Below are 12,519 nucleotides of genomic sequence, written 5' to 3' on the forward strand. Positions count from 1 at the left end.
TAGATTTTACTATGTTTAAAATATTTGATGAAAAAAAAGACGGATTTTTATTCGTCATTATTCTCCCTTTCCTGCTCTTTTTTATGTCCTATTACGGATTTGAATCTTCATATGTCGTAGGAATCAAATCCTGGGAAAAAGTTCCAGATTTTATGTTTTCATCGGTGTATGTCTATCGCGTCATTCCCAATTACTTAAGCGTCCATGTGACGGAGGCGGTGACATTTATAATCAATAATTATATGCCGTTTGCAAAAAGCTTTCTTCTGAAACAGGGCTCATTATTTTATCACAGCACTTTTCTTATTAATGTTTTCTTTTTTATTCTGACATCCATTGTTTTAAATGAGATTTTTAAATTAAAACCTGTTGAACTTCTTTTAAATGAAAATGTAAAAAGACTGGTTCATCTGGTGGCCCTATTTTTCATTGTTATCGTTCAATATGTTCCTACGAATTGTGATTGTATAGCTGTGTTTTTTTACGTTTTGGGAATCTTTTTTACCCTTAAATATCTGCATAACGGAAAATATTTATATCTGATTGGTTTGGGCTTAATCATTTTTATTTCAACATTTATTAGGGAAACGGCATGCCTTAATATTGCGTTTTTTGCATCCGTTTTTATAGATCGTGATGATCTCAGGAAAAGGAATTTTGTCTTTGTAAAAGAAACTTTTTTGTTGGCGCTCGCTTTCATTTTGCCTTACATTGGCTTACGCCTGATGATCCGACAGCAGTCATCATTTGTGGAAGGAATTTATTTGGTTAAAAATTTTACAAGCCCTTACAATCTGCTGGGTCTTTTGTTTGGAATGCTGAGTATTTATTTCAGCTATAGAATGTCTGAAAAAACCGGAAAACTAATAATTCGGAAATATCTTTTTTTCTCTGCACCTTATCTCATCATGATTGCTTCGGTAGGGCTTTTTTGGGAAACAAGACTTTTCCTTCCCCTGATCCTGACGGGAATCGTTGCCGCTTCACAAAATAAAGCTGGAAAAATTAAGGAAGGAGGAAATTCGAATAGGTGTCAATCGTAAATTTCCCTCTTTCGATATTTTTAAAACTTGAAAAAATAATAAAGTTGAAAAGACAGTAACAGATAATGATGACGTGTATTATTTTTCTGTTGGCATTATTCGCAGAATACATTGCGTAAGGCATTAAATATCCGGTTGCCGTAAAGAATATTCCGGTAAGCCGGGACGAGAATATGGTGCTTCCCCTGAAGATAAAAAAGAAACATATTCCCAATACACAGAAATTTCTCATGTATTCATAATAAGGATATTTTTCTTTCATATTATTGTCAAACGCAAATAAGAATATCGTAGACAGTATCGCATTTCCTTCCGGAACGCCAATTCCTCCGTTCAGCCTTTCGGTCGTAGTACTCATATTGATATAATTATTGAATCCGGTCATTAAACTGCTTTCTTCAGGAAGAAGATTCCCAAAGTATTTATATATTTCAAAAGGCGAAGCAATCATTGATCCTATAATGGCAGTTGCCATAACCGTTTTATTGATAGGAATTCTTGCCAGCCAATACATAGGCAGGAAAAATATACAGACATTGTGAATTCCCATTGCCAGATAAATACAGATAAGATAATACCAGACTTTTCTTTCTTTAATAAAACGTATTGAAAAATAACATATAATCGTTCCCAATGCCTGTCTCATCTGCCCGTTTTCACCAATAAAGAAACTCGGAAAAAAAAAGAGAAGGATTGTGGTGTAAGGATAAAGGGAATTTTCTTTAATGTTTATATAATTTAAAGGAATCGAAACAAGCGCTAGAAAAAAAGTAACCACATAAAATGGAGGAGCCAGGAAAACATCGAAGATGAGTTTATTAATAAGGATATACAGCCATTCCATATCCAGTGGACTGTCTAATTTCAGGGCTTTTCTGAAAATATCCGTATAGCTTGTGTGTGAGCTGTACCAAAAGTAAATATTCTTGTAACTCCCATAATCGGGTCCTGCATCCCGAAATCCGACAACCAGGATAAGCCAGGCAGCAATGGGAATCAGATATTTTATACTGGGTTTCTCGTCTCGATAGGCTTCAGCAAAGCTTAGACATAGAATTATAATGAAGGGAACTAAATAATAAGGGTGCAATAGATGCATAAATTGTGTTTTTCAAAGTCTGTGTATGCAAAAGTAATCAAATAATTAATATATCGTCGTTAAAAATAAACAGAGGCTTAAAAGAAAATGCGTAATTTCGCGAATCTGATAAACACAAATCAAGACATTTAAAAAGAGATTAATCTTAACACAATCAAATTTTAAAGATGAAAAAAAACATATTAGATTATCAATTAGTTCTCTATCTCATTGTTGTCACTCTCTTATGTATCTTTAAGGTATATTTCGCGTACATTACATGCAACGGATATGCATTCGCCGACTGGATGATCAATTATCAGGAAGCCGGTTTCAGCAGAAGAGGATTGCCGGGAACTCTTTTCGTTTTTCTGTATAAACTATTTTCGTTAAAGATTCAGTACTCTGTTTTCTTTGTGCAGGCTGCCGTTCATATTGTCTTCTTCTATTTTCTGTACAGGCTTCTCAAATTTAAAAAAGCGAATATCATAGATGTGCTGTTTCTCTTTACCCCGTTTTGTCTTTGGGGATTTTTTTCAGATCCTGCGATAGGAGCAAGAAAAGATGGTGTTTTATGGCTGCTTTTTACTGCTTTTACTTATTACCTTTCGCAGAATAAACTTACTAAAACCAAAGAATACATCTTTCTGTTATTATTTTCCGTTTCGGTTTTTATACATGAAAGCTTTGTTTTTTATGCCCAGTATTTTTTGATTGCGCTCTATTTTCGCAACGGAAAAATTGATATTAAAAAGTACAGCCTTATTTTACTGTCGTTCTATATTCCTGCAGGAATCGTTTTATTGATGGGAATTAATACCGATTATCATAAAACATTACAGCTTATTCAGGAATGTGGGATCGACCTTCAGGAGGAGAATATTTTTCAGTGGAAAGAAACACAGCTTATCAAAATAGATTATTATACGAAAGAATTTAAAAACCTGAGCTTATATGTCATAAGTGTAGCCCTTCAACTGGGTTTTGTGATATTATATATGTTTCTGAAGAAGTTTGCGCCGGAAAACAGAAAAAAACTTTTAATGGCTTTTGCATTTGCTTTTTTTATCAGTATTCCTTTGTTTCTGATTGCTATTGATGTAGGAAGATGGTTTTATAACAATTTTATTCTTTTTGAAATACTTCTTATTTCTCTGATTCCTGTTTCGGGGATGAAATTTTTTGATTCAGAAATAGTAAAAAACCGCGGAATGATGATATTTATTGTTCTTATTCTATTGGCTGACTTTACCTACAGAGTTCCCTCCGCATTAATAGGAATACAAACAGGATTGCCATTAAGATTTTTTATGCACCTTTTCGGAATTCATTCTTTTTAAGTGTTCAATTAATTAGACCAAGTGACAACGTTTTATTTCAATTTCTTAAAACACATAATGATGATAGACAGAGCCACACAATATTTTAATACTAAGATTTTCATTTATTTTTTAATTGCAGTTACGGCTGTTTACACGCTTGTATTTACCTGGTATTATAATTTTAAGGATGACGGATACATTCTCGCCGACTGGCTCATTAATTACCAGGATGGCGGTTTTAAAAGAAGAGGACTGTCCGGAAGTTTCTTTTTCCTTTTGCAGGATTTAACGGGCTTAAGGCTTAATTATCTTGTATATTTCGCCCAGTTTCTCATTATTTCAGGCTTTTTTCTGATGTACACAAAACTAATACGCTATAAAGTCACCGACTTACTTTATCTTTCACTTTTGCTTTCGCCTGTTGGTTTCGTCGGACTTTTAAATACGGTTACCTACGTTGGCAAGAAAGAGTTTATTGTATTTTTGATATTTACCTGGTTTGTTTATCTCCTCAATAACGATAAACTGTCGAAAAATAAAGAATATCTTTTTTGTATTGCCATTTTTACGGCAACTTTTCTGCACGAATTGGTTCTTTTTTACGTTCCGTATTTTCCCATTGCCCTATATCTGAAGAAAGGGAAGTTTGAATACAGAAGATATATCAAATATTTCCTTTCAGCCGGAATTCCCGTTTTGCTGATTTTAGCATTCGGAAAAAATGTAAATGAAGGACAGTCATTACAAATTCTCGCGGCAAGAGGTGTTCATCCCATTTACGGAATATTTTATTGGAATATTAATGAGAGAGATTATATTAAAGAACATATCAGTGATTATCTTTTGTATTTTATCAGTTTAGCTTTTAGTGTTTTTCATCTTTCTTATTATTTAAAATTTCTAAAAGACAGAAAGGTTATATCTATTTTGTTAATGGGAGCTTTTTTATTCTCGCTTCCGCTGTTTTATCTGGCGATTGATTGGGGAAGATGGATGTATATTCATATGATGATGATAATTGTCGCTTTTGCCCTGCTGCTGCGTGAAGGCGACTCGGTTTCAGCATCAGAATCTATAGTCGTCAACAGGAAATTTCACATCACCATGTTTATCATTATTTTCTCGCTCATCTATAGAGTTGAAATGTCAGGAAAAGGCTTTACATTCGAAGGAATACTCTACAGACTGTTTGTTGCACCGGTAGAATTATTAAATAAAATGTGATTCCAAAAACCTATCTAATAAAAAAACTTTACTTTTGCAAAAAAAATTTAGAATGTCGAAAAACTTAGTAATCGTCGAATCACCGGCAAAAGCAAAAACGATTCAGAAGTATTTAGGAAAGGATTTTGAAGTAAAATCCAGTTTCGGACATATCCGTGACCTGCCTAAAAAAGGAATGGGGATCGATTTGGCTACCTTCAGCCCCGATTACGAAGTTTCTGCTGACAAAAAGAAATTGGTAACAGAACTGAAAGCTGCCGTGAAAAAAGCCGAAATGGTATGGCTGGCTTCCGATGAAGACCGCGAGGGAGAAGCTATTGCATGGCATCTTGCAGACGAGCTGAAACTGAAACCCGAAAACAGAAAAAGAATTGTTTTCCACGAAATTACTAAAAATGCCATTCTAAAAGCAATCGGTAACCCCAGAGATATTGATCAGAACCTTGTAAATGCCCAACAGGCAAGAAGAGTACTCGACAGAATCGTAGGTTTCGAGATGTCACCGGTTCTCTGGAAAAAAGTGAAACCTGGATTATCTGCCGGAAGAGTGCAGTCGGTAGCCGTAAGACTGATTGTTGAAAGAGAAAAAGAAATCCGTGAATTTGTTCCGAAAGCAACCTTTAAACTTGACGGAGTTTTCCTGAATAAGACAAATCAGGAAATTGCGGCAAAGCTTAAGAAAGATTTTGAAAAAGAACAAGATGCAGAAAATTTCCTTGAACTTGCCAGAAACAGCAGAATTCAAGGTCTTAAATGTTGAAACAAAACCGGGAACAAGATCTGCCTCAGCACCTTTTACGACTTCTACACTACAGCAGGAAGCTTCTTCCAGATTAGGATATAATGTAACCAATACCATGCGTCTTGCACAAAGATTATATGAAGAAGGGTACATTACCTATATGAGAACAGACTCGGTAAACCTTTCTCAGGAAGCTATTGACGGAGCAAAGAAACAGATCACCTCAGAATATGGCGCAGAATATTCTTCTCCAAGAAATTATACAACGAAATCAGCATCAGCACAGGAAGCTCACGAAGCTATCCGTCCGACTGATTTTACTGTTAAAAGCATCGGAGATGCCCAGCTGAACAGATTGTACCAGTTAATTTACAGAAGAACATTAGCTTCTCAGATGGCTAATGCTAAAATAGAGAAAACCGTAATCGAGATCGGGAATGCCAAATTACCACAGCATTTTGAAGCCCAGGGAGAGGTTATTATTTTCGACGGATTCTTAAAAGCTTATGGTATTGTAAAAACGGAAGAAGACGACGAAGAAAATAATGAGAAACTCCTTCCGAAAGTATATGTGGGAGAAGTTTTAGAATATAAAAAAATCACCGCTACAGAAAAATTCACAAGGCCAAGTGCAAGATACACCGAAGCAGGATTGGTAAGAAAGCTTGAAGAGCTGGGAATCGGGCGTCCTTCTACTTATGCGCCGACCATTCAGACGATACAGAATCGTGAGTATGTAGACAAGCGTGAAATCGAGCCGCAAACTCGCGAAGTGGTAAAAATCTCTTTGGCAAAAGATAAAATTAAAAAAGAAGTCCTCGAAGAAAAATTCGGGGGCGATAAAAATAAATTCGTTCCTACAGACATCGGTGAAGTCGTGAATGACTTCCTGACAGATAATTTTAAAGAAATTCTTGACTACGGTTTTACAGCAAGAGTAGAAGAAAGCTTTGATGAAATTGCCAGCGGCGACCAGAAATGGAAGCAAATGATGACGGATTTCTATTCAAAATTCCATCCCAGAATTGAAGATGTAGAAGAAAATGCCGACAGGGCCACTGGCGACAGACTTCTTGGAATTGACCCGAAGACCGGTAAAAATGTACACGCCAGAATCGGAAGATTCGGAGCGATGATCCAGATCGGGGAAACGGATGATGAAGAAAAACCTGTTTTTGCATCATTAATGGTCGGCCAGAATATTGCGACTATTAGTCTTGAAGAGGCATTGGAATTATTTAAGCTTCCGTTTGATCTTGGTGAAGTCGACGGCCAGCCTGTTTCAGTGGGTGTCGGAAGATTCGGGCCTTATGTGAAGTGGGGAGAAACATATATCAGCATTCCGAAAGGAGAAGATCCGCTTTCTGTAGATCAGAAGCGTGCGGAAGAGATCATTAATGAAAAGAAAATTGCTGATGCGCCGATCGCAACGTACAAAGGTGAACCTGTGACAAAAGGTTCGGGAAGATTCGGGCCGTTCATCAAGTATAAAGATATCTTCGTCAATGTTCCGAAGAGATATGATTTTGAAAATCTTTCTCAAAGTGATATCAATGAGCTGATTGATGCCAAGCTTGAAAAAGAAGCCAACCGATACATCCAGCAGTGGGAAAAAGAAAAGATCTCCATTGAAAACGGAAGATGGGGACCTTTCGTTAAATTTGGAAAAGCGATGTTCAAGATCCCGAAGAAAAAGGATGATTCTAAATACGATGCCGAGGAGCTGAAAGAAGTTTCTTTGGATGAGGTTAAAAAATGGATCACCGATCAGGACAAGAATGCTTTCGCAGAAAAGAAAAAACCTGCTGCCAAGAAAACAGCTGCAGCGAAGAAAACTACAACAGCGAAAAAGCCGGCAGCTAAGAAGCCCGCAGCAAAGAAATAAATTATTTTTTTTAATATATAAAGCACAGATTTTTGGTCTGTGCTTTTTTGTTTTATGACATCACAAAACCAATTTATAATAGTATTTATAGTTACTGCTTATAATTCTGCGAGATTATACTCAAAATCCACCCAAAAATATTCACCATCGAATCTTTTACCCTCAAAAACCAATGAAAAAGGCTGGTTTTCCACCCTTTTAGGCTCGCCGTTGAACCTTTTAGGATGAAAAACCAGCCTTTTAGGGTGAATTTTCACCCTTTTTGCATGAAAAACGACCCTTTTTGGCTGGTTGTTGAGCCTAAAAGGGTCGTTTTTGAATTCCGGATTGAGTTATTATTCTTTGTTGGAAAGTTTCTTATAGCTTTTCCTTACAAATCTCTGGCTGAGATCTTCATAAATAGGTTTTGCTGTTGGAACTCCTTTGTCATAAGCTTCTTTCGCGGTGCCGTAATAAAACATGGCAGCTGTGAGCGCCTCACTTCCGGCGAGAATGATGGTGTCTTTAATGTCTGATGCCAGTTGTATCGCCAGATTTCCGAGCGGGTCAAGTGATGTTACCAGGGCTTCGTCTTTCAGAAACTCTGTTTTGTTCATGTAATTGGGGATGAATTCCGGATTGGTCGCCATATAGCTTTTCACCTTTTGTACGGTAGCTACCGTTTTGTCTCCCATTTTAAAGATAGATTCTTTTTCTTCTGAAGTTAAGGACTGTAAGTAAGGCGCAAGAAGTGCTTTGCATTCCTGTAATTTCTGATTAACCGCTGTAATTACAGATTGAGGGATCTCTACACTGATCTGATTTTGTGTACTCATCGTTTGTGAATTTTTAATTATTAAACAATTAAAAGTAATAAATTTTTTGATACCACAAAATATACTTACTTCAGAAAGCATAATTTTTTAACCTTTGAACATTATTATGTTAATAACAAATCGGGGTGTAATTGATCTGAGAAATTATACAAGGAATATTCGAATTTATTTTAATATTTTTGAACTTATTAAAAAGGAAAATTGAAGCATGGATTTTGAAGATTTTATCATTTCGCCCAGAAATTTCAAGACAGAAAGTTGGCAGATCGGAAATCGTATCACGAAAAATATTAAAGAAGACAGCATAGTTTTGCTGTTCGTTTCCGATTACAGAGGAGCGAACGGTGATGCTGAGGTGCAGGATTTCACCGGTATCAGGAGAGAGTTTTATAAACTGTCACAACTTGACTTCGAGATTCCTGTCGTAGATCTTGGAGATCTGGTTTCCGGAAAGACGGTTCAGGATTCTCACTATATTTTGCAGGAAGTCTTGTCGGCCTGTCATTACAAAGGAGCCATTCCTGTGATCATAGGAGGTTCCAACGATTTTGCCTTTTCCCTTTTTTCAGCCCTGAATTTTCATACTAAAAATATCAACTACACGCAGATCAGCAATATTATTTCTCTGAAACAGGGAGAAATGATTGACGAATATAATTTTTTAAGCAAAATATTCGGGTCTAAAAATTTTTCTATTAAAAATTATCATCATTTAGGATATCAGAAACATTTGAATGAAGCAGATTCCGTAAGATTAATCAAGGAAGTGGAATTTGATATCATCCGCCTTGCAGAAATGATGAATTCTACGGAGAAAACGGAACCGTTTTTCAGAAAAGCGGATCTTGTGACGGTAAACTGTGATGCGATGGAAAGCTTCAGTGAGGCCTTTTCAATGAATCCCCAGGTGAACGGGCTGAACCGAAGAGAGATCTGTGCCTATATGAAGGAAATCGGATTGAGCGAAAACCTGAAGTCCGTAGGAATCTTTAATTATAATATTTATTCTGAAAATCAGCTCAACCACCAGCTTCTCGCACAGATGATCTGGTACCTGATCGAGGGTATTAATATTCAGAGATCGCATCCGAAAGAAAGACATTATGAAATATTCTATGTGCTGATTGATGACCGGCAGTACACCTTCAAAAGGGATACCTTTAGTAATCTATGGTATTTCGGGGATGATGAAGATATAGAAAACTGCGTCCCCTGTTCCAGAAAAGATTTTGATGAAGCTAAAAAAGGCTGGCTAAACACACGACTGACGAAAAATTAATTCATGACACAAGTTCCCTCAAAAATTTCTATCATTATTCCCGTTTATAATGTAGAGCAATATCTTGCAAAATGCCTCGATTCTGTGATCCGTCAAACCTATCAGAATATTGAAATTCTGGTGGTAAATGACGGTAGTAAAGATAATTCTGCACAGATCATTACAGACTATGCGCGGAAATATCCCGATAAAATAAAATCCTTCAATAAAGAAAACGGCGGACTGAGCGATGCCAGGAATTTCGGTATCGACAAAGCTACCGGAGATTATATCGGATTTGTGGATAGCGATGATTATATTGCACCCACGATGTATGAAGATATGGTCCGGCTTGCAGATATGCATGACGCGGAGATGGTGATCTGTAATATTCAGAAGGTAGATCAGGATGGAAGGATTATACAGAAACTGACCCAGGTTCCCCATATGCCTGAAAAGATCGATCTTGAAAAGAATTTTTCCGTTTTTTCCGATATCAGTTATTTTGCCTGTAATAAATTATTCAGGACGGAGCTTTTTAACGGAAAAAGATTTAAAAGAAATGTTCATTTCGAAGATATTCAGCTGATCCCGCAGCTTTTATTAATGTGTAAAACCATAGCACAGACACAGAATTTCCATTATCAGTATCTTGAAAGATCAGATTCCATCACAAAAACCCATACCGAAAAAGGCCTTGATATTTTTAAAGCAATAGAAGATGTGGAGGATTTTTTCAGTAAAACGGCTTATGCAGTCCGGGTGAAAGAGCTTAAAAATTTTCAGATTTTTGAAGGAGTTTATTCTTTTATTGCTTATCTCGCTTTTGTAAAAGATGATGATGTTTTTTACAGAATGTCTGAAAATCTAGAACAATTCATCAGGAAAAGGGACATAAAGCTGAAAAATATTTTAAATTATAATCGTTTTGGTAAGAATTATCTTTTATCTTTGCCTTTGAAAAAGAGTATATTTTATCTTTTATTTTTTGCCCGACAGAAAAAACTGATAAGAAAATTAATGTAAACACAAATGTTAGTACTGTTTCGGAAGTAAAAACAACACATATTTATTCCGGATATTTCTTCAGGAGAAGCAGTGCTTTAAATGAAAAAAGATGAAAAATTTTGAACTGTTCCTCAACCACACCGGTCTCCCTATATTTTGTATCAAAATAGGATTGGGGTTTTTATTTTCTTTTTTAATCACTTTTTTTTCCGTTCCTACCATTATCAGGATTTCCAGAAGGAAGAATCTGATGGATGAGCCTGGCATAAGGAGCTCTCATTTGCGGAAAATTGCGAATCTCGGCGGAATTGCCATTTTTTATTCGATAGGAATCTGTGCTCCTATTTTTGCGTATGAGCTTTTTGATCTCTATAAATTCCTGTTTGCTTCGCTGGTTATTCTGCTGTATGTAGGCGTGATGGATGATATTGTAGTGATGAGAGCCTACAAAAAACTCGTGGCACAGATTGTTGTTTCTTCGCTTATTGTGATCGGTTCAGATATCAGGATAAGAAACCTTTTCGGTATTTTCGGAATTTATGAGATTGAATATTTCGTAAGTGTTATTTTCAGTATCATCACCTTTATTATTCTTATCAATGCTTTTAATCTTATTGATGGTATTGATGGGCTTGCAGGAGGATATTCTGTGATTTGCAGCGCACTGTTTGGGATTAGTTATTACCGTTTGGGAGAGTATAATTATCCCCTGGTTATTTTGTCGGTGATTATTATTGGATCGGTTCTGGCTTTTCTGTATTATAATTTGTCTAATTACCGGACAAATAAGATTTTCATGGGAGATACCGGTTCTATGCTGTTGGGATTTCTCCTGGCATTTACTTCCATCTGCTTTATTGATATTTTTATAGATAAAAAACTTCCCTATGTTCCGAGATACCATCTTCAGTCTGCTCCTGTTGTAGCTGTTGCAATTCTTATCCTGCCGATCGTTGATACCCTGAACGTAATCATTGTAAGAATACTTAATGGAAGATCTCCCTTTGACGCAGACAAAAATCATATACATCACAAGCTTTTAAGGCTTGATCTTACCCACAGAAGATCGTCTTTTTATATCATTATGTATTATCTTTTTGTAGTCAGTATCGCCTACTTTCTCAGACATATCAACGTCAATCTCCTGTTGCTGATTATACTGTTTATCGGCTTTTTAGGAGCTTACATTCCTGATTTTATTTATGTTTTAAAAAATAGTAAAAACGCTAAAGATTAAATCTCTACTTTTGCATTAATTTCCAAATATGATGAAAAACTATAAGTATTTATTTTTTTTAATGCTGCCTTTTATCATGATGTCCTGTATTACCACAAAGGATGTCCGATATATGCAGCCGAATGAAAGTCTGGTGATCAACGAAGAAGGTCTTGTTCCCTACAATATTCCGGTGTACAGGATTACCAGAAATGATATTTTAAATCTCAATATCGTTACGACTCCCAAAGGAGATGCAGCCCAGTTTTATTCATCGCTGAATACCTCCGGATCTGCCGTTTCCGGAAGTACTGGAAGTTCATCGCCTGCGATAAGTCGCGGTGTAGGAAATGGAGGAGGATTGGGAACAGGAGGAAATGCTGTTTTCTATTTTAACGGATTAAAGGTAGATTCCAACGGAGATATTAATGTGTTCGGGATCGGTTATATTAAAGCTGAAGGAAGAACCATTGATGATGTAGCTCAGGAAATACAAACCAAGGTTAATGATAATTTTCAGGAAGGAAAATCTGAAGTAAGGCTGAATACCGACGGAATTACCTACTACATCATAGGAGACGTAGAGACAACAGGGCTTACCGGAGAAAAAGTGGCGCATAAAAATACACTCAATATTTCTGAAGCGATTTCAATTAATGGCGGCTTAAACAGAACTATTGATAAAAAAAACATTGTTATCCACAGAAAGCTGCCCGAAGGAATTAAAATAGCTAAGATTGATCTCACCAGAGAAGATGTAATGAACTCACCATACTATTACGTACAGAACGGAGACGAAATTTATCTGAATACAAGATCAAAAAGCCTGAATGGTTTAGGAAAAGATCCTATTCAGACCCTTACAACCGGAGTATCGGTTATTACGACGGCTTTATCCATTTATCTTCTTCTTAAAAATCTATAATAT

General features: G+C 36.2%; 10 protein-coding genes and 1 pseudogene. 9 read left to right on the plus strand and 2 right to left on the minus strand.

Going from position 1 to position 12,519, the window contains the following annotated elements:
• Nucleotides 1-11: 11 nt before the first annotated feature.
• On the plus strand, nucleotides 12-1,043 hold the full coding sequence (locus ACWNCI_RS16260) for a hypothetical protein (RefSeq protein ID WP_449389101.1): 1,032 nt from the start codon (nucleotides 12-14) through the stop codon (nucleotides 1,041-1,043).
• Here the strand turns inward: ACWNCI_RS16260 and ACWNCI_RS16265 are convergent.
• Nucleotides 1,006-2,142: an EpsG family protein gene (locus ACWNCI_RS16265; protein ID WP_449389102.1), complete on the minus strand. Its 1,137-nt coding sequence runs from the start codon at nucleotides 2,140-2,142 to the stop codon at nucleotides 1,006-1,008. The genes ACWNCI_RS16260 and ACWNCI_RS16265 overlap by 38 nt on opposite strands.
• Nucleotides 2,143-2,309: 167 nt before the next feature.
• Here ACWNCI_RS16265 and ACWNCI_RS16270 point away from each other — a divergent pair, with 167 nt between their 5' ends.
• The 4 genes and pseudogenes from ACWNCI_RS16270 to ACWNCI_RS16285 all read left to right on the plus strand — a co-directional run bounded on the left by ACWNCI_RS16270 (nucleotide 2,310) and on the right by ACWNCI_RS16285 (nucleotide 7,294).
• Entirely contained in the window at nucleotides 2,310-3,461 is a 1,152-nt protein-coding gene (locus ACWNCI_RS16270) for a hypothetical protein (RefSeq protein WP_449389103.1), read from the plus strand.
• A 57-nt stretch (nucleotides 3,462-3,518) separates the two neighbouring features.
• A complete protein-coding gene (locus ACWNCI_RS16275; RefSeq protein ID WP_449389104.1) occupies nucleotides 3,519-4,667 on the plus strand; it encodes a hypothetical protein in 1,149 nt (382 codons plus the stop codon).
• A gap of 52 nt (nucleotides 4,668-4,719) precedes the next feature.
• A pseudogene (gene topA / locus ACWNCI_RS16280) lies at nucleotides 4,720-6,598 on the plus strand (type I DNA topoisomerase); the annotation flags it as partial.
• The gene (locus ACWNCI_RS16285; RefSeq protein ID WP_449389506.1) at nucleotides 6,596-7,294 is read left to right on the plus strand and encodes a topoisomerase C-terminal repeat-containing protein; all 699 of its coding nucleotides are present in this window, start codon (nucleotides 6,596-6,598) and stop codon (nucleotides 7,292-7,294) included. The pseudogene topA and the gene ACWNCI_RS16285, both read left to right, overlap by 3 nt.
• Before the next feature lie 335 nt (nucleotides 7,295-7,629).
• Here the strand turns inward: ACWNCI_RS16285 and ACWNCI_RS16290 are convergent, their stop codons facing one another.
• Nucleotides 7,630-8,109, minus strand: coding sequence for a hypothetical protein (locus ACWNCI_RS16290; protein WP_449389105.1), 480 nt, complete (start codon nucleotides 8,107-8,109; stop codon nucleotides 7,630-7,632).
• 208 nt (nucleotides 8,110-8,317) lie between these two features.
• Here ACWNCI_RS16290 and ACWNCI_RS16295 point away from each other — a divergent pair, with 208 nt between their 5' ends.
• The 4 genes from ACWNCI_RS16295 to ACWNCI_RS16310 all read left to right on the plus strand — a co-directional run bounded on the left by ACWNCI_RS16295 (nucleotide 8,318) and on the right by ACWNCI_RS16310 (nucleotide 12,516).
• The gene (locus tag ACWNCI_RS16295) at nucleotides 8,318-9,388 is read left to right on the plus strand and encodes a formimidoylglutamase (RefSeq protein ID WP_449389106.1); all 1,071 of its coding nucleotides are present in this window, start codon (nucleotides 8,318-8,320) and stop codon (nucleotides 9,386-9,388) included.
• A 3-nt stretch (nucleotides 9,389-9,391) separates the two neighbouring features.
• On the plus strand, nucleotides 9,392-10,393 hold the full coding sequence (locus ACWNCI_RS16300) for a glycosyltransferase family 2 protein (protein ID WP_449389107.1): 1,002 nt from the start codon (nucleotides 9,392-9,394) through the stop codon (nucleotides 10,391-10,393).
• 91 nt (nucleotides 10,394-10,484) lie between these two features.
• Nucleotides 10,485-11,612: a glycosyltransferase family 4 protein gene (locus ACWNCI_RS16305; RefSeq protein ID WP_449389108.1), complete on the plus strand. Its 1,128-nt coding sequence runs from the start codon at nucleotides 10,485-10,487 to the stop codon at nucleotides 11,610-11,612.
• 28 nt (nucleotides 11,613-11,640) lie between these two features.
• On the plus strand, nucleotides 11,641-12,516 hold the full coding sequence (locus tag ACWNCI_RS16310; protein ID WP_449389109.1) for a polysaccharide biosynthesis/export family protein: 876 nt from the start codon (nucleotides 11,641-11,643) through the stop codon (nucleotides 12,514-12,516).
• Nucleotides 12,517-12,519: the final 3 nt, after the last annotated feature.

Source organism: Chryseobacterium lineare, assembly GCF_977014045.1.